The organism is Rubrilithobacter danxiaensis (assembly GCF_047272945.1).
GTDB lineage: Bacteria > Bacteroidota > Bacteroidia > Sphingobacteriales > Sphingobacteriaceae > Rubrolithibacter > Rubrolithibacter danxiaensis.
In genome coordinates this window covers 154275-178773 of record NZ_JBKOPS010000009.1, presented here as the reverse complement: position 1 = coordinate 178773, position 24499 = coordinate 154275, and the positions used below count along the sequence as shown (strand labels likewise).

The following is a 24499-nucleotide window of genomic DNA, read 5'->3' as shown; positions in this document are numbered from 1 at the left end:
CGAATACGGATCGACAGATCAGTTGAAAAAGGATATAAAAGACTATATCTGTTACTACAATAAAAAGCGAATAAAACTGAATTTAAATGGAATGAGCCCGATGGAATATCGAGCTCATTATTACAAATCTAATAACTAAATTCGTCCAAACTTTTGGGGGCAGTCCATGTTTCACCCGCTTTTTTTAGGGCAGCTGTAGATATTACTTTGTAAAAATTAGCCGGGTTATAAAAATTCCTTCCCCATCGTCTTTACCGGCATTGCTTTCTACACCGCTGGTTACAAAGGCAAGTTTCCAGCCTTCTTTTGCCAGCTCATTCATTTTCGAAGTTATAATTGCGTCATTCGAAGCTATGTTCTGAAAGTTAATTCCGGCAATACTAAAAAAATTCAAAAGTTTCGTTTCTGCAAATTCTTCCACTTTTGCATCGCCCCGTTTTATGTCACCCTGCTTGCTCTCTTTGCCATCTGTACGGTTCGTCGTAAAATCAGAGACATTTACATTTGTTTTATTCTCAATAATTCTCGAACGACCTACTCCCATAGGGATAATAGATTCGACCACCGTTACCACTTTGTATTGTTGTGCTGAACAATTAAAGGCAACGAATAAAAACACCATAAATAAAAATTTCTTCATCTGCTAAGTAATTAAAACTCTACTACTCGTATGGCTTTTCGTTATCGCCCCGTTTTACTGGTTTCCAGACTCCAGAATAACAATCGCTTAAATGCTTTTATGTAAATTTTTCATCTAATATAAACTCAAGTATTGAAATAAAGAATAATATTTGCCTAACAAATTATAATTTTAACCGTTATAATACGTATTGTATTTAAATACCTCTAATAATCAAAATCATGAATTTAAATCAATTTCTTTCAGGTAAAATTACCCTTATCGCTTTATTTTTCAGTTTAGTTGTTTTCAGCGCCTGCTCAACTCTAAAAAATAGCAATAAGAAAGAAGCTATTGCAACAGTTACAGCTACACAGGCGTCAACTCCCGGAGAAGGAACGGTACGTTTTACACAAAAAAATCAATCGGTTGAAATGAAACTTGATATTTCATTTCCGTCTAAAGCCGGTAAGACTGTTGCGGTACACATCCATGAACATGGTGATTGTGCTGAAGCAGGAAACGCGGCTCATGGCCACTGGAATCCTACGAATACAAAACATGGCAAATGGGGAACAGGTGAATACCATTTAGGAGATATTGGCAATGTACAGTTAGACCAGAACGGTAAAGGAAGCCTTACGCTTAAAACAGATAAATGGAGCATTGGTACCGGAGCAGCAAACGATATAGTTGGAAGAGGTATTATTGTACACGACGGAACAGATGATTATGTTAGCCAGCCTTCAGGTAACGCAGGTTCCAGAATTGGTTGCGGCCCTATTACCTTAGTAAAATAATTATTCAACTATTTGATCCGGCGGAGATATAGACCAGCCGAAGAAATTGGAGCATTTTATTTGATAGAAATACTGAAATAGAAAGTGCTCCCTTTTCCACTCTGACTTTCAAACCAGATATCTCCGCCGTGTTTTTTCGCTATCTCCAAAGAAATATATAGGCCTAGGCCTATTCCCTGTATATTTTGATTGTGAATATTCTTTGCCCTTGAAAATCGCTTAAATAGCTTATCCTGCTCTTGTACTGAAATTCCTATTCCAAAATCTTTTACACTGATGATTGCTTTAGATACAGCAAGATCCTGAGAAAGTCTTACAATCACTTCAGATGCATTGGGAGAATATTTGATGGCGTTACTTATCAGATTAGTAATAACCTGCGAAACCCGTATACGGTCCGCAAAAACCTTTACAGATACCACCCCTTCTATTCGTATAGCGTGTGTTTTGTAAAGTACCTGAAGTTCATTTACCGTTTCAGAAACTACCTCGTTCAAGTCTATCTCTTCTTTATGAATGATGAGCCTGCCGGCTTGAATATTGGAAGTATCGAGCAAACTCCTGATAAGCTTGTTCAGTTTTGCTGCCTGATAATTAATCCTTTTTATAGAATTTGTAAAAGTCAGGTCGTTGACTTTCTTATCAAACCGCTGCAGAATATGAGCATAAGCAATAATACTTGTAACAGGTGTTTTTAGCTCATGGCTTGCAACGCCTATAAAATCGTCTTTTTGTTTTTCAACTTCTTTTTTGTTGGTAACATCGGTTAACGAAAGTAAGATCATTTGCTTATTGCTGTTTCTTAAAGCCAGCTTCCTGGCACTTAAAAGCACAACCCGCTTGCCTTTCTCTGTAAAATCCAACTCCAGCTCCAAATCAGTAAAAGATCCTTTCTCCTCAATCCCCTCCAGCATTTTGCGGAGCATAATAATGTTTAACTGCTGCTTATTTAGATTATAGATCGAAACTCTTTCTATCTCTTTCTTTTCGACATTAAAAAAATGACAGAAAGAAGTATTTGCAGTTGTTATAGTGAGGTCTTCATTTAGAACTATTAATGGTTCAGGAGCATTTTCCACAATACTTTCTGCATATTCACGGGCCGCAACCAGTTCATCTTCTTTTTTCTTCCGCTCCGTCCGGTTACGCATTACTTTTGCAAAACCAATATGTATATGCTCGTAATTGTACAAGGGGAAAACCAGGCCGCTTCCCCAAAATATTGATCCGTCTTTTCTTATATGGTAGCGCTCATTAACCGCTTTTCCATCTGTTAAAGCAGTAGTTAATTCCTTTATGTCTTCGCCAGCAGCCCTGTCTTCAGGAGTAAAAAGAATGGATGCATTTTGTCCGATAGCTTCATCTTTCGAATATTGAAATATATTTCGCGCCCCATTGTTCCATGTAATAATCTGCCCCTCCTTATCGGTTGCAAATACCACATAGTCTTCCAGGCTTTCAATAATTTCCTTATAAAAATCCTGTTTATTTAAAAATATATTATCCGCTTGATTCCGCATGTCTTGTACATCCATAATTCAAAGAGAAATCAAATCCATCCCCCCTGACTTGCTCTTTAACTTTAAAAAAAGTCCTTTGTTTTAAGCGGAAATAAAAGAATCTGCCGCTTTCGGGAGAAATAGAAGTTGCTGAGTAAAAAGCAGAAAGGGCGCTTTATTTTCTCTTCTTTCCTGCTAATTCTTTTGCTGCTTTGCTTTTTTCTTCCTTTGAAGATTTAGGGTCTCTTAATTCTTCAGAAGCTTTACTTTTAGATTCTTTTTTATTTGCTGGCATGTTATTTCAGGTTAAATGTTTCAGGCTATTAACAAAATTTATAATCTTTCAGTTTTCTAAAAGTAACCTCTCATAACAGCGTATTGTCAAAGAAAATCAAAACCTTTAAGCTGTTCTGCAATTTATTAACACAATATTTTTAAATTTGCATAAATTTGCCTACTAGTTCTATAGAGTATAATTGAAATAAAAGAAACTGGAAGAAAGATTTAGATTATTAAAGATGTCGGAATCACTTGAACAGAAAACCCAAATTTTAACTCAGCAGTTACAAGATAAAACTCCTGCCGAAGCTCTGGCAATTATCGAAGCAGCTTTTCCGGGTAAAGTAGTGTTTTCGAGCAGCTTTAGCTGGGAAGATCAGGCAATTTCTCATTTAATCCTGTCTTCTGAAATTCCAATTAAAATATTTACGTTGGATACAGGCAGGCTCTTTGAAGAAACCTATTATGTTTGGAGCCGTACCAATGAAAAATATAATACGAAGATTATCCCTTACTATCCGGATAATGATTTATTGGAGCGTTTTATATCCGAAAAAGGGCCTAATTCCTTTTACGAGAGTATAGAAAACCGGAAGGGATGTTGCTACATCCGGAAAGTGGAGCCCTTACAGCGGGCATTAAGCGGGAATGAAGTATGGATAACTGGTTTGCGGGCAGAACACTCGCCAGAACGGCTGGGACTTCCCCAAATAGAATGGGATGAAAGCAACCAGATCATCAAGTTCCATCCTATTCTGAATTGGAACACAGATGAACTGAAAGATTTTATTCATGCTAACGGAATCCCCTACAATACCCTGCACGATAAAGGTTTTGTAAGTATTGGCTGCGCCCCGTGTACGCGTTCGGTAAGGCCTGGCGAAGATTTCCGGGCCGGACGCTGGTGGTGGGAAAACAGAGAAACAAAAGAGTGCGGTTTACATGCACATTCATAAATAAAATATGTCGAAATATCACTTAGATTATTTAGATCAGTTAGAATCAGAATCTATTCACATTATGCGTGAAGTAGCAGGACAGTTTGAACGCCCTGCTTTATTGTTTTCTGGTGGTAAAGACTCTATTACCTTAGTTCAACTGGCTTTAAAAGCTTTTAAACCCGGAAAAATCCCTTTTCCGCTTGTTCATATTGACACCGGTCATAATTTTCCGGAAGCGCTGGAATATCGTGACAAACTTGTAGAACAAACCGGAGCAAAGCTTATTGTACGATATGTAGAAGATACTATCAAAGCAAAAGGCCTTAAAGAACCGGTAGGTAAGTTTGCATCCAGAAATGCGCTGCAATCGTTTACTTTATTAGATACGATCGAAGAATTTGGATTTGACGCGTGTATTGGCGGGGCCCGCCGGGACGAAGAAAAGGCAAGGGCAAAAGAACGTATCTTCTCTGTACGTGATGAGTTTGGCCAGTGGGATCCTAAAAAACAACGTCCCGAGTTGTGGAATCTTTACAACGGTAAAATTCACAAAGGCGAAAACGTTCGTGTTTTCCCTATAAGCAACTGGGTTGAACTGGATGTGTGGAATTATATAAAGAGGGAAAATATTCCTTTGCCTCCAATCTACTTCTCGCACGAAAGGGAAGTTTTGATACATGGAGAACATCTGGTTGCTGTTTCGCCTTATATACGTATTGATGAAACGGACATCATCGAAAAACGGCGGGTACGATACAGAACCGTGGGCGACATGACATGTACAGCTGCAGTAGAATCGACCGCATCTAACATTGATGATATCGTTAAAGAAATTAATCTTACACAAATCAGCGAACGCGGCGAAACCAGGATCGATGATCAGATCTCGGAAGCAGCAATGGAAGATCGCAAAAAGAACGGATATTTTTAATATAAGGTGTAAGTTGAAGAGAATAAATCCCATGTATCTTCAACTTGCAACCTTCAACTTATAACATAGAACTTACAACTTAAAAATGGATTTACTTCGCTTTATAACCGCAGGTAGTGTTGATGATGGAAAAAGTACATTAATAGGACGTTTACTGTACGATACCGATTCTATTAAAGTAGACCAGCTGCAGGCAATTCAAAAACAAAGCAAAAATAAAGCAGATGGAGAAATAGACCTCGCCTTATTTACCGACGGCTTAAGAGCAGAGCGTGAACAGGGAATTACAATTGACGTAGCTTATAAATATTTTAATACGGATAAGCGTAAATTCATTATTGCAGATGCTCCGGGACACATCCAGTACACTCGTAACATGGTAACCGGCGCTTCTACTGCCGACCTGATTATCATATTAATCGACGCCCGTCAGGGAGTTGTTGAACAAACACGCCGGCATACCATCATTGCCTCTTTGCTGCAAATACCCCATGTTGTAGTAGCTGTAAATAAGATGGACATGGTTAATTATTCTGAAGAAGCATTTAATAACATTGTTATTGACTATACAAAAATGGCTTCTTCGCTTAAAATTAAAGATGTAAAATTTATTCCGATAAGCGCTTTAGTAGGCGATAATATTGTAAATACATCTTCCAATACTTCCTGGTATACCGGAGAAACACTGATCCATTATCTGGAGAATATAAATATTGTAAAAGATATCAATTTAACACATCCTCGCTTTCCGGTACAATATGTTATCCGGCCACAATCAGATGACCTGCATGATTATCGCGGGTATGCAGGTAAAGTAATAAGCGGCACCTATAAAAAGGGAGACGAGGTTCTTATCCTTCCAGATGGAATTCCTTCTACAATTGAAGCGGTGGAAATTGACGGACAAGAAGTAGAGGAAGCATTTGCTCCTCAAAGTGCAGTAATCCGCTTAAAAGATGATATCGATATCAATCGTGGCGACTTTATTGTTTCTAAAGAAAAAGGAGCAACTACAAGCCAGGAAATTGAAGCAACTTTATGCTGGATGGATAATAAACCGCTGGCAGAAGGGAATAAATACCTGCTTCAGCTTCATAGTCGTACAGTACGCTGCATTGTAAAAGAAATTCAGTATAAATTAGACGTAAATACACTCGAAAAACAAACAGGAATTACTCAGGCAGCTCTTAATGACGTAGTGCATGTTCTTCTTAAAACAGCCTCTCCGGTTGTTTATGATAATTACAACGATCTGCGTGTTAATGGCGGGGCTATTCTTATTGATGAAACAGCTTTCACAACTGTTGCCGGTTGTATGTTACAATAATTGAGGCTATTTTATTTCGGCCTCATTATATGATTTTCTTTAAAAAATACGTTTCTTTTGGAAGATTATTAAGAGGCTGATTTCATGGATAAAACTCCTGATAATTATAGTCAGCTCATCTTAAAAATAGATGAGTTTATTCGAAAGTACTACCTTAATAAGGTAATCAGGGGAAGTATTTATCTTTCAGCAGCTCTTTTCGCCAGTTTTATCGTGGTAACCCTGGCAGAATATTTTGGCAATTTCAGCATTCCTGTTCGCTCCGTACTTTTTTACTTGTTTATTCTACTTAATGCCGCTATATTTCTTATATGGATAGTTCAACCCTTGTTTTCTTATTTTAAACTCGGGAAAACGATTAACTATGAACAGGCATCAACTATTATAGGCCAGCATTTTTCAAATGTAAAAGACAAGCTGCTGAATATTCTGCAGCTTAAAAAACTTTCTGACGAACACCCCGAACATTTCCAGTTAATTCTGGCTGGCATCAATCAAAAAATCACTGACCTTAAGCCGGTTCCTTTTTCTTCCGCTATCCGTATAAAGGATAACAGAAAGTATATAAAGTACACGGCAGTTCCTTTTATTATTATCTTATTAATAGCGTTTACCGCACCCCGAATTTTTAGTGAAAGTACCGAACGTCTGATAAAACACAACGTAAAGTTCGTTAAAAAGGCCCCTTTTAACTTTCTTATTCTAAATAAAGAGTTAACAGCAATACAAGGGCAGGATTTTGATTTACAGGTAAAGCTGTCGGGAAATGAAATTCCTGCCGAATTATATGTAGAGAGCGGAGCTAATACCTTTAAATTAACTAAAGATAATATTGTTCAGTTTCATTATACTTTTCGGAATTTACAGGAAGACAAACAAATACGGCTGTTAGCCGGAGAATATTCTTCAGACCCCTATACCATAAAAGTTAAAAGAAAGCCCTCGCTTCTAAATTCCAAAATCTATCTACGCTATCCCTCTTACACAAAGAAAAAAAACGAATGGATAACCCATCCGGGAGATTTAACTGTTCCTGAAGGCACAAAAATGGAATGGCAGTTCTTAGCCGATAATACCTCCAGGTTACAACTCACCTTCAATAACAAAAAAACTTTAATTAACCCCTCTGCTGAAAAAACCTTTTCATACACACATACTGCTCTTGAAAACATCCGTTTTACTGTTCTCCCTTTAAATGAAGAAGTAAAAAACGGAGACGAGATCGCTAACCAGATAAATGTAGTTCCTGATCTTAATCCACAGATTGAGGTGAAAGAAATTCCTGATTCTACCAATAGTAAGCTGTTTTACTTTATTGGAAATGTCCGTGATGATTATGGTTTTTCTAAATTGGTATTCCACACCCGGACAATTGTAAACGGAGAACAAAAAAAATCAACAACCCATGCTATCCCAATTAATAAAGAAAGCACGGCAAACACCTTTTTATATACACTAAACGTAAATGATGCACGCTTAAGTCCTGGGAGTGAACTGGAATACTATTTTGAAGTTTATGATAATGATGGTGTAAACGGACCAAAAGCTACACGTTCTGCTTTAAAAACATTCCGGCTTCCTGCAGAAAAAGAACTCGAAAAAAGAATAGAAAATTCTTCGGCTGCAGTTAAACAAAAAATGACTGAAGCAATAAAAAAAGCGGCGCAGATAGAACGTGATGCAAAAAAGATGAAACAGGAGCTGTACAGTAAAAACGATCTGGAATACAGCGAAAAAAAGCAGGTGGAGCAGTTGGTTGAAAAGCAAAAGCAGCTGGAACAACTGGTTGAAACGATAAAGCAGGAAAACAGGAAAAAGATAAGCGATCAGGAAGATTTGAATGTCCAATCGCAGGAAATGCGTGAAAAGCAGGAACAAATTCAAAAACTTTTTGATAATGTGTTGGATGAGAAAACAAAAGAACTGCTAAAAAACATTGAAAAACTGTTGGAACAGAACAATAAAAACCTGACCCAGCAGGAGCTAAACAAGATGCAAATGGATAATAAAAGTTTGCAGAAGGAGCTTGACAGGATTTTGGAATTATATAAACAGCTTGAGTTTGAACAAAAACTTTTAAATACTATAAATCAATTAAATAAAACCGCAAATCAACAAAAACGTTTAAGTGAAGAATCGCTTGCTGAAAATAAGGGCAAAGCGGATCAGGCGAAGCAGAAGCAGGAAGATCTGAAAGATACATTTGAAAACATTCAGCAGTCGTTAAAAGAACTGCAAAACAAAAACCAGGAACTGGAACAACAGAATGATTTTCAAAATCCTCAGAAAGACCAGGAGGAAATTGAGAATCTGCAGGAAGAGGCTCTGAAAGAGCTGGATAAAAAGAATCTGAAAAAAGCCGGTGCAAATCAGCAGAAAGCTGCAGCGCAAATGCAGCAATTAGCACAAAAATTGCAGTCGATGCAGGATGAAAGTGAGCAGGAAGAGAACCAGGTAAATATTCAGAGTTTAAAAGAGATACTTGATAACTTACTTACTGCTTCGTTTGAACAGGAAAAGCTAATGGAAACCTTAAAGAAAACCAATATCAATTCGCCCGACTACGGAAATTTGACCGTTAAGCAAAAGGATATTAAGGATAACCTGAAATTAGTTCAGGACAGCTTGTTTTCACTTAGTGCAAAAGTTCCGCAAATACAATCTGTGGTAAACAGAGAAATAGAACAGATAAATACAAATATTGGCAGGACTTTAGAGAGTTTAAGCGAAAGAAAAACGGCCGAGGCCAGCAGGAGCCAGCAATACGCCATGACTTCGGTAAATAATCTGGCTTTAATGCTTAGCGAGGTGCTGGATCAGTTGCAGAAAGCCATGCAAAACTCAAGTCAGGGGGGCAAGGGAAAAAAACAAAGCCTGTCCCAACTTAGCAAAATGCAGGAGCAACTGAACAGAAATATGGACAAAGCCCGACAGCAGATGCAACAAAATGCCCAGAAAGGACAACAGCAACCAGGCAGCCAGATGAGCCAGCAGTTTGCCAGAATGGCTAAGGAACAACAGCTTATACGAGAGGCGCTACAAAATATAAATAAAGAATTGAATAAAGATGGTAAGGGAAAACTCGGAAATCTTGATAAATTAGCGCAGGAAATGGAACAATCTGAAACCGATCTCGTAAACAAGCGGATTCGGCAGGAAACTTTGCTTCGGCAGCAGGAAATTTTAAGTAAATTACTGGATGCTGAGAAAGCTGAGCGGGAAAGGGATTTGGATTCACAGCGGGAAAGTAAACAGGCAAAAGAACAATCTCCCAATTATAAAGTAGTACTGGAAGAATATAAAAAGGCGAAACAAAAAGAATTAGAATTGCTAAAAACAGTTCCTCCTGCTTTAAATTCATTTTACAAATTAAAGGTTGGAGATTATTTTAAATTATTAAATTCGAATAATTAAAATTATGACAGTAAACCGTGTAGATATTTCAGAAAATTCAGCTCTATATACATTACAGCTGCCTTCCCGGTTAGATAGTCTTACCACGGTTGAAAATTTCGCTGATTCGTTAAAAGAGCAATACAACATCGGGGAAGACACTTATGCCAACATGCTTACCTGCCTGAGCGAAGCAACTATAAACGCTATTGTTCACGGTAATAAAGAAGATGAAAGCAAAATTGTGTACCTGAATTTGGAAGTTCAGGACGGTAAGCGGTTAATTTTCACTATTGCTGATGAAGGCGAAGGATTTGATTATAATAACCTGCCTGACCCTACCGCCCCGGAGAATCTTGAAAATCTAACAGGCCGTGGTGTCTTTATAATTAAACAACTTGCAGACCAATTCATTTTCAACCTGAAAGGGAATGAAGTGGAACTGCACTTCAAAATCTAATGAGTTCGGCACGTATTCATTTTTTTTCAGAAGAAATATCATACTCCCTGAAACAAAAAGCTCTACTGCGAAAATGGATTACTACTGCGTTTGAAGAAGAAGGCAAAAAGTTAAAAGAGCTGAACTTTGTCTTTTGCAGTGACAATTACCTTTTATTAATAAATCAGCAATACCTTAAACATAACACGTTCACTGATATCATCACTTTTGATAATAGTGAGTCGCCAGATGAAACTACCGGTGATATCTTTATCAGCATTGACCGCGTAAAGGAGAACAGCAAAAAATTTACTGTCCCCGAACGCGATGAACTGCATCGTGTAATGATACACGGAACCTTACACCTTCTGGGTTATAAGGATAAAAGCAAAGAAGATAAATCCCTGATGACAGAAAAGGAAAATTACTACCTCAGTAAGCGTAATTTCTAAACTCTCTCTTTCTAATCCATTGGAATTTCAATAATTAATATTTTAGCACCCCGTTCTGCATTTATTTCAAATGATTCTGTATCATAAATTCCGGCTGCATCCCTTTTGCTCAAACGTTCTCCATCAATAAGTGCATTACCTTCAATAATAAAAACAAAGGCGCCATTACCCGGATTTTTTAGTGTATAATTCTGCAAGCTATCTTCTGCAAAATTACCTAAGGAAAAATACGCATCCTGGTTTATCCACATAGCTTCAGTATCCTTAACAGGCGAAACAACTGTAAAGAAGGTATTTTGGAAGCTTTTTTCATCAAATTTCTTCTGGTCGTACCTCGGTTTTATATTTCTCTCTTTAGGGAAAACCCAGATCTGTAATAAATTTACCTCTTCCGTTGCAGATGCATTAAATTCAGAATGTTGTATTCCAGAGCCTGCAGACATAATTTGTATTTCTCCCGGTCTTATAACCCCTTCCGAACCCAAACTGTCTTTATGCGCTAAGGAGCCTTTTAAAGGAATAGTAACAATTTCCATATTGTCATGTCCATGCGCACCGAAACCTCGTCCAGGAGCCACGATATCATCATTTAAAACCCTTAATAACCCAAAATGCATTTTTTTCGGATCGTAATAATTTGCAAAACTGAAACTATGTGCTGCCTTTAACCAGCCATGGTTCTGAAATCCTCTTTGAAGGGCAGGATATAATATCTTTTTCATATCATAAAATTATATGTTTAAACACACAAAAGGTATTCCAAGAAATCTTATTACTATTTTTGCACATTATAGTGAAAAATATGGCATTAAAAGCCGTTATAGCAGGAGGAAGCGGACTAATTGGCAGTGAGTTAATAAACTGCCTTTTACACAGAGAGGAATTTTCTGAAATTCTTGCTTTGGTAAGAACGCCGCTGTCCTATTCACATCCTAAACTTAAACAGATTATAGTTTCATTTGATTCACTTGAAACATATACTTCCCAAATTAGTGGCGATATTCTTTTTTGTTGTCTGGGTTCTACTGCCCGTAAAACCCCTAATCTTAAAGATTATAGGAAAGTAGATTATTATTACCCTTTATCTTTAGCAGAAATTGCCAAAACGCAGAGATTTGATCAGTATCATTTGGTAAGTTCGCTTGGAGCTAATCCGGATTCGGTAAGCTCATATTTAAAGATGAAGGGTGAAGTGGAAATAGCTATACAACAAACTGGTTTGCAGAGCGTTCATATTTATCGCCCCTCGCAATTAACAGGTAAAAGAAAAGAAAAAAGACAGTTTGAAAAATTTACAATAGGATTTATGAAAATCCTGAATCCTTTTTTAGCTGGTCCTTTAAAAAAATACAGAAGTATCAGTGCCGCTAAAGTTGCTTCTGCAATGGTAAATCAATCGGTTAAAAAACTCAAGGGAATTCATATATATAATTCAGATCAAATTCGACAATTAGCATGAGCAGTATTCTTTCTACAGAGCAGGTAGCCCATTCCTTTAATGACAGCTGGCTTTTTAAAAACCTTACTTTTGGAATAGTCAAAGGCCAGAAATTAGCTTTAGTTGGACATAATGGTGCAGGTAAATCTACTTTTTTGAAAATACTTGCAGGAAAGATAATTCCACAGGAAGGGAAAGTTGTAACTGAACGTGATTTAAAAATAGGATATCTGGACCAGGATCCTGATTTTAAAGATCAGGAAACGATTGCCGATTTTATATATAGTATGGACAATAAACAACAGCTTCTAATAAGGCAATACGAAGAATTATTATCCAACGAAAACCCCGATCAGGATCTGCTTGAAAAATTGACGAATGAAATTAGCGAATTGAACGCCTGGGAATATGAATATGAAATAAAAACAATTCTGGGAAGGTTATCTATTAATAATCCCGAACTTAAAATCAATACTCTTTCGGGCGGACAAAAGAAACGCTTGGCTCTCGCGAAATTATTAATAGATACCCCTGATATTTATATACTGGATGAGCCTACTAATCATTTGGATATTGAAATGATAGAATGGTTAGAAAGCTTTTTAACGAATGGCAATAAGACGGTTTTAATGGTTACACACGACAGGTATTTCCTGGATGCAGTTTGTAACCAGATTTTGGAATTGCAAGACAAAAAATTATACTTCCATAAAGGAAATTACAGCTATTATCTGGAGAAAAAAGCAGAGAGGGAAGAGCAGCAGGCAAGCGAGCTACAAAAGAATACCAACTTGTTAAGAAAAGAATTAGAATGGATGCGTCGGCAGCCCCAAGCCAGAACCACAAAATCAAGGTCGAGAATTAATGCTTTCTATGAATTGGAAGAGAAAACAAAAGGAAAAGGGCATAGCGAAAAACTTGAACTAAGCATTACTACAGCCAGACAAGGAAATAAAATTTTAGAACTTAGGCAGGTTTCTAAAAGCTTTAATAATAAAACTTTGATTAAAGATTTCAGCTATGCATTTAAAAAAGGCGACAAAATAGGAATAGCCGGAAGAAATGGAACTGGAAAAACCACCTTATTAAATTTAATTACTGGAAAAAGCACTCCGGATAGCGGTGAAATTATCATAGGCGAAACCACTGTTTTTGGATACTATCAGCAATCAGGATTAGAGATAAAACCAGATGAAAGAGTAATAGATGTTGTAAAGAACGTTGCTGAATATATTCCTATGGCTACTGGAAAGAGTATATCAGCATCGCAATTATTAACTCAATTCTTGTTCCCGCCTTCAAGGCAGTATTCCCCCGTAAACAAACTGAGTGGAGGCGAAAGGAAAAGATTGCAGTTAATGCGTGTATTGATGGCAAATCCAAATTTTTTGATTTTAGATGAGCCTACCAATGACCTGGATATTGACACATTAAACGTACTGGAAGACTTTCTTGAGAACTATAAGGGAGTATTATTACTTGTCTCTCACGATCGTTATCTGATAGATAAATTAACAGAACAGTTATTTATATTAGAAGGAAACGAAAAGGTTCGAATTTATTCAGGGAATTATACTGAATATCGCATTGAAAAGCAGGACGCCCTTGTTGCTTTGAAAGAAAAGGAGCTTTCAACAGTAAAAAAAGCAACACAAACTAACACCTCAAACAAGGTGAAGCTAAGCTATAAAGAGCAAAAGGAATTTGAATTATTAGACACATCCATACCAGAACTGGAAAATAAGATAACAGAACTTTCAGAAGAGTTAAATTCAGGAATCACAGATGTAGATAAATTGTTAAACATAGCACAGGATTTAGAAAAACTAAAGACTGAGCTGGATGATAAAACACTGCGCTGGATTGAACTTGTAGAATTAAAAGAAGGGTAAACAACACCAATTGTTCCACGTGGAACAATTTTTATTAGAAAATACTAACGTTCCACGTGGAACAAAAAAGAAAATGTTTAAAGAATACGACGTAATTGTAGTAGGTGCCGGACATGCCGGATGTGAAGCAGCCGCAGCCGCAGCGAATTTAGGATCTTCCGTGCTTTTAATAACTATGAATATGGCAACTATTGCTCAGATGAGCTGTAATCCGGCTATGGGAGGTGTGGCAAAAGGTCAGATTGTTAGGGAAATTGATGCAATGGGCGGATATTCAGGAATTGTTTCGGATAAAAGCACGATACAATTCAGAATGTTGAATAAGTCAAAAGGCCCTGCAATGTGGAGTCCCCGTACTCAAAATGACAGAATGCGATTTGCAGAGGAATGGCGTTTAATGCTTGAAAGAACTCCAAATGTTGACTTCTGGCAGGATACGGTTCAGGCTGTACTTGTAAAAGGAAATACTGCCGCAGGTGTTAGAACGTCGTTAGGAATAGAAATTAAATCCAAAGCAGTCGTATTAACTAATGGAACTTTTTTGAATGGCATAATACATATCGGAGAAAAAAGATTTGGAGGGGGAAGAACAGGAGAAAAAGCAGCAACAGGATTAACAGAACAATTGGTAGAACTGGGCTTTGAATCCGGGAGAATGAAAACAGGAACACCACCAAGAATAGATGGAAGAAGCCTGGATTATAGTAAAATGGAAGAACAATGGGGAGATGAAGAGCGAGGCAGATTTTCCTTTACTAATGTAGATTTACCCAAAGAACAACGTTGCTGCTGGATAACTTACACAAACCACAATGTACATGAAACATTGAAGGAAGGATTCGAAAAATCTCCTATGTTCACTGGGAGGATAAAAGGACTTGGCCCGAGATATTGCCCTTCCATTGAAGATAAAATTAATCGCTTTGCCGAACGTGAGCGTCACCAGATATTTGTTGAACCGGAGGGTTTAAATACTATTGAAATTTATGTTAACGGTTTTTCTACCTCTCTTCCCGAAGATGTGCAGTACAAAGCATTAACTCAAATCCCGGGATTTGAAAATGCAAAAATGTTCCGTCCTGGTTACGCCATTGAATACGACTACTTCCCTCCTACACAATTAAATCTTACACTTGAAACAAAACTAGTTTCAAATTTATTTTTTGCCGGGCAGATAAACGGAACAACAGGCTATGAAGAAGCAGCAAGTCAGGGATTCATCGCAGGGATAAATGCTCATCAGAAAATAACACAAAAACATGAATTGATCATGAAGAGATCAGAATCATACATAGGTGTATTGATTGACGATCTGGTAACCAAAGGAACAGAAGAACCATATCGAATGTTCACATCAAGAGCTGAACATCGTTTACTTCTGAGACAGGATAATGCAGATATTCGCTTATCTCCTATTGGTTACAAACTTGGTCTTATATCTGAAGAGCGATTAGAAAAAGTAAACAGGAAAATTACAGATTCAGATGAAATTGTAAAATTCCTAAAATCAGAATCAATACAAGCATCTAAAATAAATTCATGGCTTGAAGAACAGGGAACTTCTCCTCTTAGCCAAAATATAAAACTTCAACAATTACTCTCAAGGCCTCAGATCAATTTTGAAAATCTAAGAAAGGTAAATAAAAAGTTAGATAGCTTTCTTACAAACTATAACAAAGAAGCTATCGAAGAAGCTGAAATAAAAGTAAAGTATGAAAGCTATTTTGAAAAGGAGTTGGAAATTGTAACTAAAATGAAAAGAATGGAGGATCACGAAATAAATCCAGACTTTAATTACCAGACTTTAGTTTCGCTATCAAAAGAAGCCAGAGAAAAATTGATGAAAATAAAACCGAGAACATTGGGACAGGCATCAAGAATTTCCGGCGTTTCTCCCTCCGATATTTCAGTAATTATGGTCCATGTTAACAAATAATCGATAATAAACTGATTTACAGAATATTATGAACAATAGAAATAAAGCGATATAAAAGGACATCTTATATTTTTTGATTCATAATATCAAAATAAAAAACAATCTCTCTAATAGCTTATAAATGGCCAATTTTTCAAAAGTGAATTTTAAGACTCTTTTTTTAATAGTAATTCTATTCATCAGCGCCTGTGCAAGCATTCAGCAGCCTACGGGTGGACCAAAAGATAAAGAACCGCCAAAAGTTGTTAAAGAAACACCAAAAAATCTTAGCAGGAATTTTTCAGCAAAACAGATCCAAATCCAGTTTAATGAATTTATTAAACTATCCAACGAATTCAAAGAAATAAGCATTTCTCCTGAAACGGAACGACTACCAATTTATAAAGCTAAAAAGAGTGTGCTTACAATAAAATTCCAGGATACATTATTAAAAAATACTACATACACTATTAATTTTGGAAACGGGATAGTTGATTATAATGAAGGAAATATTCTTAAAAATTATAGCTACGTTTTTTCAACCGGAAATATTATTGATTCGTTAAGCATATCAGGGACTATAACTAACGCCTTAACAAAAGAACCTGAGCTTGACGCAACGGTGTTCATTATTCCTGTAGAGCAGGATACAATCTTTGGTAAAAAGAAAGCGCCCATTTATACTACAACAGATTCTTCAGGAAATTATAAACTAAAAAACCTTCGGTCTGATAAATACTTCATATATGCACTAAAGGAAGAAGGTGGAGATCGTATTTATAATTCTACAAATGAATTTATAGGCTTCAGAAAAGATACAATTCTTTTAAGCAAAGATCTTTCTGAAATAGATATGGAAGTATTTAAGGAAGAACCTGCTGCCTTGCGCATCCTAGACAGAAAAATAGAAAATGACGGAAGGATACTGATAACATTTAATAAAAGTATTCCTGACCCTTCCCTTTCCATTATTGAGCCTGCAAATTTAAATACTTCAAAAAATGTTGAATTCAGTTCAAAAAATGATTCAGCAATGCTTTGGCTGCCTGAAATGAATTTTGATTCACTGAAAGTTTCTATACAAAGCGCTACAAAAAGCTTAGATACTATTGTATTGCGACGAGGAAAAAAAGATACTTATAACCGTACCTATACGATCACAGATAACATCAGTTCAGGAGGATTGAAGCCCAAGACAGACCTACATCTAACATTTTCCGGCCCTGTTAGCGGTTTCGACGGATCAAAGATAAAATTATCAGAAGACTCCATACCAAAAAGGGCACAGGTAATAAAAGACAGCACTTCTACCCGTAAATATTATATACGTTATCCCTGGAAACAGAATAAATCCTATAAAATAGATCTTGCTGAAAATGCCTTCTTTAACAAATCTACAGGCGCTAAAAATAAAATCTACAGCAAAACATTTACACTGAACAGTGAAGAAAATTATGGAAATCTGACTCTAGATATAAAAGTTCCTGAAAAAGATAAGAATTACATAGTTCAGCTATTAAATGAAAACAATGAAGTTATAAGAACTGATAGCTTGGATTCGGATGGAAAAATAAATTACCTGGGCTTCCAGGTTGGAACGTTCAGAATACGGATATTATATGATGAAAATAAGAATGGAAAATGGGATACTGGAAATGTTAAACAGCGAATCCAGCCAGAAAAAGTGTGGAATTACGATAAAGAAATAACCCTGAGAGCAAACTGGGATCTCGAAGAAAAAATAACGATTCCTAACCCTGCTGAAACCAATTAGAATACATAATATAATTTAAGGGAAGCTGACTTAACATTTCGCGTTGTTCATTGGAAATGGGTTTTATTTTTTTTGCCGGTATACCGGCATAAATAAAACCGGACTCACAAACAGTATTTTCCAATACAATTGCACCTGCAGCAATAATTGTAAAGGATTCTACAACGGCATGATCCATTACAATCGCACCCATACCTACTAAAACATTGTCTTTTAATGTACAACCATGTACCAGGGCTTTATGCCCTACAGAAACATTATTTCCTATAGTGGTAGCTGCTTTTAAATAAGTGCAATGAATAACAGCACCGTCCTGTATATTAACATTATTTCCAATAGAAATACTGTTTACATCACCTCGTATTACAGCATTAAACCATACCGAGCAATTACTCCCCATTTTAACATCCCCTACAATTGTTGAATTCTCCGCAATAAAACAATCCTGTCCCCATACAGGAGATTTATCTTTAACAGGTAAGATAAGAGCCATAATTTAGATTTTAAAAAATTGTATCAATAGGATTAGGCTGATGTTCAGGATAGTCAGTAGTATAATGTAAGCCTCTGCTTTCTTTTCTTAACATAGCAGCTTTTATTACTATATAAGCCGTTTGAATAACATTCCTCAATTCACATAGTTTAATGGACAATTTTGTGCGTTTATAAAAGCTTTCAGTTTCATCGTACAACAATCCCAAACGTCGTAAGGCCCTTTCTAATCTGAAATCTGAACGGACAATACCAACGTAATCACTCATAATTTTTTGGGTTTCGCGAAGATTATGAGTGACAAGAATATCTTCATCAGATAAACGAGTATTTGTTTCATCCCATTCAGGAATTGTATCAGGAATGGTGTTCTTTTGATAATTTTCAACCGCATCTACATAAATACGATGCGCAAAAACAGTAGCTTCGAGTAATGAATTTGACGCAAGCCGATTGGCCCCATGCAAGCCGGTAGAAGAACATTCACCGCAGGCATATAAACGTTGAATTGACGACCGTCCATTTTCATCAACCATAATTCCACCACACATATAATGGCAAGCCGGTGTAACAGGAATCATATCCTTTGTCATATCAATTCCGATACTTAAACATTTAGCGTAAATATTAGGAAAATGAATCAATATTTCATCTTTGCTACGATGCCGGATATCGAGATATACAAAATCATCTCCCGATTTTTTCATTTCCGAATCTATCGCCCTTGCCACAATATCTCTTGGAGCTAACGACTTACGTTCATCATATAAATGCATGAATTCTTCTCCCTTGCTGTTCCTCAAAACACCTCCAAATCCTCTGACAGCCTCTGATATTAAGAAGGATGGATATTCTCCCGGATTGTATAAAGCCGTAGGATGAAACTGTATAAATTCCATATTCCTCACCTTCCCTTTAGCGCGATAAACCATTGCAATACCATCACCTGTAGCTATAACAGGATTCGTAGTATTTGAGTAAATATGTCCGGCACCGCCTGAAGCCATAACAGTTACATTTGCAAGAATCTTTTCAACGACATTTGTGCGTGTATTTAATGCATAAATACCATAGCAACGGATATTATCAGATTTCTTATCAACAAATTCACCCAAATGATGCTGTGTAATAAGTTCAATGGCAAAATAATGTGTAAGAATTTCAATATTCGGATTGTTATGAACCTGCTCTAAAAGTGCTCTTTCAATTTCAAACCCGGTAATATCCTTATAATGAAGTACCCTATGCTCTGAATGCCCGCCCTCTTTTGCAAGGTCGTACATCCCATAATTCGTTTTATCAAAGTTAGTTCCGTAATCAATTATCTCTTGTATGCGATCAGGACCTTCCTTCACAACTATTTCTACTACCTTTTTATCACATAAACCGTCACCGGCAATAAGAGTATCCTGAATATGTTTGTCGAAAGAATCACCTTTATCCACAACTACCGCGACTCCACCCTGTGCATACTTAGTGTTCGATTCATCTTCATTCGCCTTTGTAACTATCAGAACCTTACCATGTTTTGCAGCCTTAAGGGCAAAACTTAAACCGGCAATTCCGGAACCAATAACAAGGAAATTAACAGACCGCATTGAAAAAAAGATTATTAAAATGTAAACTTAATTCTTAGTGTGGATAAAGCACAGTAAAGATGTTAATTTTGTATTAAAAAGAAATGAAAGATTCTTGAATTTACTGCTATATAAACTTTTCAGGAGTAAAATAGAGAACTTTCCAGAAAGTTATAAGCATATAAAATGACGTTTTACACTTCTGATGGTATAAGTAAAAATCAACTGAATAACTCGTTCTAAAAATTATAGCAATAAGCAAGTCATTGAAAATGAAAATCTTAAATAGTTATAAATGTTTATAACTTGTTTAAAATTTAACCAAAACAAAAGAAGCAAAAAATAGTTAGGCCACTTTTAAACATTACCAACACCCTAATAAACAGTAAGAATCTTTTTAATAAATAATTTGTATTTTATTGTATTGTCGAGAAATGGATATTTTTGAAGAAATAAATGTTAAAGGTTTTGTAGACGAACCTATCGATCCGACACTGGATCTGTTTGATGAGATTGAAAAATTAAAAAAAGAAAAAAATGCGATTATTCTTGCACACTATTATCAGGAACCTGATATACAGGATATTGCTGATTATATCGGAGATAGTTTGGGCTTATCGCAGCAGGCAGCCAAAACCGATGCGGACATTATCGTTTTTGCCGGTGTACACTTTATGGCAGAAACAGCAAAGATATTATCGCCCGATAAGAAAGTTTTATTACCAGACGTAAAGGCAGGATGCTCCTTATCAGATAGTTGCCCGCCGCACTTATTTGCAAGATTTAAAGAAGCGTATCCCGATCACCTGGTAATAACGTATGTGAATTGTACTGCAGAATTGAAAGCCTTAAGCGATATAGTTTGTACTTCAGCTAACGCAGTTCAAATTGTTGAAAGTTTACCAAAAGATCAAAAAATAATATTCGGCCCTGATAGAAATTTGGGAACGTATGTAGCTAAAAAGACAGGAAGAGACCTGGTATTGTGGAATGGTGCTTGCATGGTTCACGAAATATTTTCGCAGCAGCGGATATTAAAACTTAAAGAAAGGCACCCGGAAGCGAAGTTTATAGCACACCCAGAGTGTGAAGATATACTTTTAAATATGGCTGATTATGTAGGTTCTACAACCGGACTGCTTAACTATACCATAAAAAGCCCTGCAAAAGAATTTATTGTTGCTACCGAAAGTGGAATTATCCATCAGATGGAGAAAGCGAACCCCGATAAGGTATTTATACCCGCTCCTCCAAACAATGCCTGTGCATGTAATGATTGTCCGCATATGAAGCGTAATACATTGGAAAAATTGTACTTGTGTTTAAAAAACGAGTTGCCTGAAGTAACTGTTTCTATGAATATTATAGAACAAGCAAGGAAACCAATTGAACGCATGCTGGAAATATCAGCACGGTTAGGATTGTAGTGGGGATAAAGTGTTTAAAGTTTAATTTTTATTTTTTTTAACATGTTTGAAAACAGCGAACGGACGGATATACAAAACCTTGGAGAATTTGGTTTAATAGATCACTTAACACAACATGTTAAAATTTATAATCAGGATAGTACAGTAAAGGGAATCGGAGATGATGCCACAGTTCTTGATTTTTCAGCAAATAAAACACTTATTTCAACAGATCTGCTATTGGAAGGTATTCATTTTGACTTATCCTATACTCCCTTAAAACATCTTGGATATAAAGCTATCCAGGTTAATTTAAGTGATATATACGCCATGAACGGTGTTGCAAGTCAGGTTACCGTTTCAATAGGTTTATCAAGTAAGTTTCCGCTCGAAGCCGTCGAAGAACTTTACGAAGGGATGCTTTTAGCATGTAACCAGTATAAAGTTGATCTTGTAGGCGGCGATACTTCTTCATCAAAGCAAGGCCTTGTAATAAGCGTTACAAGTATCGGATACGCTAAAGAAGAGGATATATGCTATCGTTCTGGTGCTAACGAGAAAGATTTAATTTGTGTTTCCGGAGATTTGGGCGCAGCTTATGTCGGACTTCAGTTGCTGGAGCGTGAAAAGCTTATTTATCTTGAAAATCCGAATATTCAACCTGATTTAGAGGGAAAAGATTACATCATTGAAAGGCAATTAAAACCGGAATCTCGTAAGGATATAATTTCAGCACTGAAAGAACTAGGAATTAAGCCTACTTCGATGATTGATATTTCTGATGGGCTTGCTTCAGAAATTATGCATATCTGTAGGCAATCTAAAAAAGGATGTAGTTTATATGAAGAAAAAATTCCTATTGACCCTATGACGTATAATACAGCACGTGAATTTAATCTTGATCCTTCTGTTTGTGCTTTAAATGGCGGCGAAGATTATGAATTACTTTTCACTATTAAACAGGATGATTACGACAAGTTAAAATATAATCCTGATATCACCGTAATTGGTTATATTACAGAAGAGGCGGCAGGAATGAACCTTATCAGCAAATCCGGAAATGTTCATCCTTTGAAAGCACAGGGATGGAATGCATTTAAAGACAAATAAATATTTATTTTAAAATCATGGGAAATAAATTAACATTAGTTTTAGATAAAAATATAATAGAAAAGGCGAAGGTTTTTGCTTCAGACAGGAATATAAGTTTATCTAAATTAGTTGAATCTTACCTTGATAAAGTAACTTCAAATCAATTTCCTGAAGAAGAAATTTCTCCTTTGGTAAAAGATCTTTCAGGTGTAATCAAACTACCTCAAGATAAAAATTATAAAAAGGAGTATAGTGAATACCTATCTAAAAAATATCTGAATGGATAATATATTTGTTGACACAGATATGCCTGGATATGCTATCAAAAAGAGAACCTCATTATACTTTTGCCGCTAGATTATTCACTTTATCAGATAAAAAAGAGATAAACTTATTCGTATCATCTTTATCTTTTTCTAATCTCAATTATCTACTGTCCAACAATATTCTATTAAAGAAGCCCTTAGAATTTTAAGTAGTTTTAAAGTACTTGTTAATATTCTATCCGTAGATGATAAAATAATAGAACTTTCTCTAAATTCTGTTTTTAATGATTTTGAAGATGCTATACAGTATTATACGGCAATAGAGAATAATTTAAAAATATTAGTAACAAGAAATTTAAAAGATTTTAAAGAAGCTCAAATACGTGTAGAATCTGCAGAATTGTATTTGAAAAACAAATTTAAAGATTCTGTTTAATCCACTGAAACTTCCTCATCTTCTTCTATCGAATCGAAGTATTTGGTACTGATTTTTTTAGAACCTTTGATGCCAAGTTCTCTGAGATTTTCAATCCTGCGGATAATTCCTCCTTTACCTTCAAGCCGAGTAAATGCACTGTTAAAGTTTTTATGTACGCTTTCAAACCCGGTTTGAACTTTCTCAAGATCTTTAATCAGATCATAAAATTTGTCGTATAAAGCTTCTCCTTCTTTTGCTATTCTTAAAGCGTTTTTATTCTGATATTCATGTTTCCAGATGCTTGCAATGGTTCTTAAAGTAGCCAGCAAAGTAGAAGGGCTAACAATAACGATATTGCGATCAAAGGCTTCGGTAAACAGTTGATTATCGTGCTGGGTAGCGAGTGAAAAGGCAGGTTCCACAGGCATAAAAAGTAAAACAAAGTCAAGTGATTTGATTTCGTATAAATTTTGATAATTCTTATCTCCCAGACCTTTAATGTGTCTTCTTATCGAAGAAATATGGTTTTTTAAACAAAGTAATTTTTCCTGTTCGTTATCGCACGAATGGTACTTTTCAAAGTCAACCAAAGAAACTTTCGAGTCAATTATAATTCGTTTTTCATCTGGTAAATGAATTATAACATCGGGCTGGAAACTTTTACCTTCTTCTGTCTTATAATTTTGCTGGATAAAATATTCTCGGTTTTTTAATAAACCCGACTTTTCCAGTATACTTTCTAAAATAAATTCCCCCCAGTTTCCCTGCGTTTTTGTTTCTCCTTTTAAAGCATTGGTAAGGTTTGTTGCATGCTGACTTAACTGGAAGCTTGAATCATTTAGTTTTTTAAGTTCTTCTCGTAAACTGATCTTATCTCTTAGTTCTTTATCATAGGCATCTTCTACCTTTTTTTCAAAGGTCTTTATCTGTTCTTTCAATGGATTCAATAAATTATCCAGATTTACCTTATTGACTTCAGTAAACTCATGTGATTTTTGCTTCAGGATCTGAGAGGCGAGATTTTCAAACTCTATTTTAAATTTATCCTGAAGTTCTTCTATATATTGCTTTTGCTCACTGATTTTTTCTTTTTGAGCTGAGTAATAACTTTTAAGGCTTTCTAAAGATTGATGTGCTTCTAAAAACTTAGCTCTTTCTTTTTCCAAATCTGTTAATAACCTCTCCTGCTCATTTTTCAAATAAGAACTTATATTATTTTTTTCTTCAATTATATTATTTATTCGCTCTTCTATTTTTGCTGTGTAAATTTTTAATGTTTGATTTTCAATATTTAAAGTCTCATTTTCTCTTATAATTTTCTTTTTGTTTCTATTGAATATAAAACTGGTAAAAAGAAGTGTTATTGATATAATGAGTAGGATAAGTGAAATATTTTCCATGCTAATATTTTTATCACTAAGATAAGAATATTAGTAAAAAAAGTGTAATTATTACTGTCAAATTCTTTTTAGATTATGCCTAACTGTCAGTTATTAGAACTATCCTTTTACTTGAAATAGTTTTAAGGTAAATTTTTTGTTAGTATTTT

The 24499-nt window shown here is 35.8% G+C and carries 22 protein-coding genes; 16 read left to right on the top strand and 6 right to left on the bottom strand.

The window, feature by feature from the left end; translation table 11 throughout:
• Positions 1-139, top strand: a 139-nt coding sequence (locus tag ACLCDL_RS13290; protein ID WP_423148812.1) for an IS3 family transposase, incomplete at its 5' end; no start/stop codon positions are given.
• A gap of 63 nt (positions 140-202) precedes the next feature.
• Here ACLCDL_RS13290 and ACLCDL_RS13285 read toward each other — a convergent pair.
• Positions 203-640 carry a hypothetical protein gene (locus ACLCDL_RS13285; RefSeq protein ID WP_423148811.1) on the bottom strand — a complete coding sequence of 146 codons (438 nt, stop codon included), beginning with the start codon at positions 638-640 and terminating at the stop codon, positions 203-205.
• Between the two features lie 221 nt (positions 641-861).
• Here ACLCDL_RS13285 and ACLCDL_RS13280 point away from each other — a divergent pair, with 221 nt between their 5' ends.
• Positions 862-1419 (top strand): superoxide dismutase family protein, encoded by a 558-nt coding sequence (locus tag ACLCDL_RS13280; protein ID WP_423148810.1) that lies wholly within the window; start codon positions 862-864, stop codon positions 1417-1419.
• 56 nt (positions 1420-1475) lie between these two features.
• On the opposite strand, the gene ACLCDL_RS13275 is transcribed toward ACLCDL_RS13280, so the two are convergent.
• The gene (locus tag ACLCDL_RS13275; RefSeq protein WP_423148809.1) at positions 1476-2954 is read right to left on the bottom strand and encodes an ATP-binding protein; all 1479 of its coding nucleotides are present in this window, start codon (positions 2952-2954) and stop codon (positions 1476-1478) included.
• 482 nt (positions 2955-3436) lie between these two features.
• Between ACLCDL_RS13275 and ACLCDL_RS13270 the strand changes: the two genes are divergently transcribed.
• The 6 genes from ACLCDL_RS13270 (at position 3437) to ybeY (ending at position 10680) form a co-directional block, all read left to right on the top strand.
• A complete protein-coding gene (locus tag ACLCDL_RS13270; protein ID WP_423148808.1) occupies positions 3437-4153 on the top strand; it encodes a phosphoadenylyl-sulfate reductase in 717 nt (238 codons plus the stop codon).
• A gap of 7 nt (positions 4154-4160) precedes the next feature.
• A complete protein-coding gene (gene cysD, locus ACLCDL_RS13265; RefSeq protein ID WP_423148807.1) occupies positions 4161-5069 on the top strand; it encodes a sulfate adenylyltransferase subunit CysD in 909 nt (302 codons plus the stop codon).
• A gap of 85 nt (positions 5070-5154) precedes the next feature.
• Positions 5155-6396, top strand: a complete 1242-nt coding sequence (locus ACLCDL_RS13260) for a sulfate adenylyltransferase subunit 1 (protein WP_423148806.1) — start codon at positions 5155-5157, stop codon at positions 6394-6396.
• 84 nt (positions 6397-6480) lie between these two features.
• A complete protein-coding gene (locus tag ACLCDL_RS13255) occupies positions 6481-9810 on the top strand; it encodes a coiled-coil domain-containing protein (protein ID WP_423148805.1) in 3330 nt (1109 codons plus the stop codon).
• Positions 9811-9814: 4 nt separating this feature from the next.
• Positions 9815-10249 (top strand): ATP-binding protein, encoded by a 435-nt coding sequence (locus ACLCDL_RS13250; RefSeq protein WP_423148804.1) that lies wholly within the window; start codon positions 9815-9817, stop codon positions 10247-10249.
• Positions 10249-10680: an rRNA maturation RNase YbeY gene (ybeY, locus tag ACLCDL_RS13245; protein WP_423148803.1), complete on the top strand. Its 432-nt coding sequence runs from the start codon at positions 10249-10251 to the stop codon at positions 10678-10680. Before ACLCDL_RS13250 ends, ybeY begins: the two co-directional genes overlap by 1 nt.
• 11 nt (positions 10681-10691) lie before the next feature.
• Here the strand turns inward: ybeY and ACLCDL_RS13240 are convergent, their stop codons facing one another.
• Complete coding sequence (locus tag ACLCDL_RS13240) at positions 10692-11402, bottom strand: pirin family protein (RefSeq protein WP_423148802.1); 711 nt, start codon at positions 11400-11402, stop codon at positions 10692-10694.
• Between ACLCDL_RS13240 and ACLCDL_RS13235 the strand changes: the two genes are divergently transcribed.
• The 4 genes from ACLCDL_RS13235 (at position 11336) to ACLCDL_RS13220 (ending at position 17699) form a co-directional block, all read left to right on the top strand.
• A complete protein-coding gene (locus tag ACLCDL_RS13235) occupies positions 11336-12139 on the top strand; it encodes an NAD(P)H-binding protein (protein WP_423148801.1) in 804 nt (267 codons plus the stop codon). The genes ACLCDL_RS13240 and ACLCDL_RS13235 overlap by 67 nt on opposite strands.
• Positions 12136-14010 (top strand): ABC-F family ATP-binding cassette domain-containing protein, encoded by a 1875-nt coding sequence (locus ACLCDL_RS13230; RefSeq protein ID WP_423148800.1) that lies wholly within the window; start codon positions 12136-12138, stop codon positions 14008-14010. Before ACLCDL_RS13235 ends, ACLCDL_RS13230 begins: the two co-directional genes overlap by 4 nt.
• A gap of 73 nt (positions 14011-14083) precedes the next feature.
• Positions 14084-15946: a tRNA uridine-5-carboxymethylaminomethyl(34) synthesis enzyme MnmG gene (gene mnmG / locus ACLCDL_RS13225; protein ID WP_423148819.1), complete on the top strand. Its 1863-nt coding sequence runs from the start codon at positions 14084-14086 to the stop codon at positions 15944-15946.
• A gap of 121 nt (positions 15947-16067) precedes the next feature.
• Positions 16068-17699: an Ig-like domain-containing domain gene (locus tag ACLCDL_RS13220; RefSeq protein ID WP_423148799.1), complete on the top strand. Its 1632-nt coding sequence runs from the start codon at positions 16068-16070 to the stop codon at positions 17697-17699.
• On the opposite strand, the gene ACLCDL_RS13215 is transcribed toward ACLCDL_RS13220, so the two are convergent.
• Positions 17677-18192 (bottom strand): gamma carbonic anhydrase family protein, encoded by a 516-nt coding sequence (locus ACLCDL_RS13215; protein WP_423148797.1) that lies wholly within the window; start codon positions 18190-18192, stop codon positions 17677-17679. The two genes, ACLCDL_RS13220 and ACLCDL_RS13215, sit on opposite strands and share 23 nt — an antisense overlap.
• Positions 18193-18202: 10 nt before the next feature.
• Positions 18203-19789 (bottom strand): L-aspartate oxidase, encoded by a 1587-nt coding sequence (gene nadB / locus ACLCDL_RS13210; RefSeq protein WP_423148796.1) that lies wholly within the window; start codon positions 19787-19789, stop codon positions 18203-18205.
• 413 nt (positions 19790-20202) lie between these two features.
• On the opposite strand from nadB, the gene nadA reads away from it, so the two are divergent.
• The 4 genes from nadA (at position 20203) to ACLCDL_RS13190 (ending at position 22968) form a co-directional block, all read left to right on the top strand.
• On the top strand, positions 20203-21195 hold the full coding sequence (nadA, locus tag ACLCDL_RS13205; RefSeq protein ID WP_423148794.1) for a quinolinate synthase NadA: 993 nt from the start codon (positions 20203-20205) through the stop codon (positions 21193-21195).
• Between the two features lie 42 nt (positions 21196-21237).
• Positions 21238-22284 (top strand): thiamine-phosphate kinase, encoded by a 1047-nt coding sequence (thiL, locus tag ACLCDL_RS13200; RefSeq protein ID WP_423148793.1) that lies wholly within the window; start codon positions 21238-21240, stop codon positions 22282-22284.
• Positions 22285-22301: 17 nt separating this feature from the next.
• Positions 22302-22553, top strand: coding sequence for a DUF6364 family protein (locus ACLCDL_RS13195; protein ID WP_423148792.1), 252 nt, complete (start codon positions 22302-22304; stop codon positions 22551-22553).
• A 163-nt stretch (positions 22554-22716) separates the two neighbouring features.
• Positions 22717-22968: a hypothetical protein gene (locus tag ACLCDL_RS13190; protein ID WP_423148818.1), complete on the top strand. Its 252-nt coding sequence runs from the start codon at positions 22717-22719 to the stop codon at positions 22966-22968.
• On the opposite strand, the gene ACLCDL_RS13185 is transcribed toward ACLCDL_RS13190, so the two are convergent.
• Positions 22965-24350: a DNA recombination protein RmuC gene (locus ACLCDL_RS13185; RefSeq protein ID WP_423148791.1), complete on the bottom strand. Its 1386-nt coding sequence runs from the start codon at positions 24348-24350 to the stop codon at positions 22965-22967. The two genes, ACLCDL_RS13190 and ACLCDL_RS13185, sit on opposite strands and share 4 nt — an antisense overlap.
• Between the last annotated feature and the right edge of the window lie 149 nt (positions 24351-24499).

What these genes read in the sequence shown, in the direction of transcription:
- ACLCDL_RS13285 (WP_423148811.1), bottom strand. Translation starts at nt 640, where the DNA reads ATGAAGAAATTTTTATTTATGGTGTTTTTATTCGTTGCCTTTAATTGT.
- ACLCDL_RS13280 (WP_423148810.1), top strand. Translation starts at nt 862, where the DNA reads ATGAATTTAAATCAATTTCTTTCAGGTAAAATTACCCTTATCGCTTTA.
- ACLCDL_RS13275 (WP_423148809.1), bottom strand. Translation starts at nt 2,954, where the DNA reads ATGGATGTACAAGACATGCGGAATCAAGCGGATAATATATTTTTAAAT.
- ACLCDL_RS13270 (WP_423148808.1), top strand. Translation starts at nt 3,437, where the DNA reads ATGTCGGAATCACTTGAACAGAAAACCCAAATTTTAACTCAGCAGTTA.
- cysD (WP_423148807.1), top strand. Translation starts at nt 4,161, where the DNA reads ATGTCGAAATATCACTTAGATTATTTAGATCAGTTAGAATCAGAATCT.
- ACLCDL_RS13260 (WP_423148806.1), top strand. Translation starts at nt 5,155, where the DNA reads ATGGATTTACTTCGCTTTATAACCGCAGGTAGTGTTGATGATGGAAAA.
- ACLCDL_RS13255 (WP_423148805.1), top strand. Translation starts at nt 6,481, where the DNA reads ATGGATAAAACTCCTGATAATTATAGTCAGCTCATCTTAAAAATAGAT.
- ACLCDL_RS13250 (WP_423148804.1), top strand. Translation starts at nt 9,815, where the DNA reads ATGACAGTAAACCGTGTAGATATTTCAGAAAATTCAGCTCTATATACA.
- ybeY (WP_423148803.1), top strand. Translation starts at nt 10,249, where the DNA reads ATGAGTTCGGCACGTATTCATTTTTTTTCAGAAGAAATATCATACTCC.
- ACLCDL_RS13240 (WP_423148802.1), bottom strand. Translation starts at nt 11,402, where the DNA reads ATGAAAAAGATATTATATCCTGCCCTTCAAAGAGGATTTCAGAACCAT.
- ACLCDL_RS13230 (WP_423148800.1), top strand. Translation starts at nt 12,136, where the DNA reads ATGAGCAGTATTCTTTCTACAGAGCAGGTAGCCCATTCCTTTAATGAC.
- mnmG (WP_423148819.1), top strand. Translation starts at nt 14,084, where the DNA reads ATGTTTAAAGAATACGACGTAATTGTAGTAGGTGCCGGACATGCCGGA.
- ACLCDL_RS13220 (WP_423148799.1), top strand. Translation starts at nt 16,068, where the DNA reads ATGGCCAATTTTTCAAAAGTGAATTTTAAGACTCTTTTTTTAATAGTA.
- ACLCDL_RS13215 (WP_423148797.1), bottom strand. Translation starts at nt 18,192, where the DNA reads ATGGCTCTTATCTTACCTGTTAAAGATAAATCTCCTGTATGGGGACAG.
- nadB (WP_423148796.1), bottom strand. Translation starts at nt 19,789, where the DNA reads ATGCGGTCTGTTAATTTCCTTGTTATTGGTTCCGGAATTGCCGGTTTA.
- nadA (WP_423148794.1), top strand. Translation starts at nt 20,203, where the DNA reads ATGGATATTTTTGAAGAAATAAATGTTAAAGGTTTTGTAGACGAACCT.
- thiL (WP_423148793.1), top strand. Translation starts at nt 21,238, where the DNA reads ATGTTTGAAAACAGCGAACGGACGGATATACAAAACCTTGGAGAATTT.
- ACLCDL_RS13195 (WP_423148792.1), top strand. Translation starts at nt 22,302, where the DNA reads ATGGGAAATAAATTAACATTAGTTTTAGATAAAAATATAATAGAAAAG.
- ACLCDL_RS13185 (WP_423148791.1), bottom strand. Translation starts at nt 24,350, where the DNA reads ATGGAAAATATTTCACTTATCCTACTCATTATATCAATAACACTTCTT.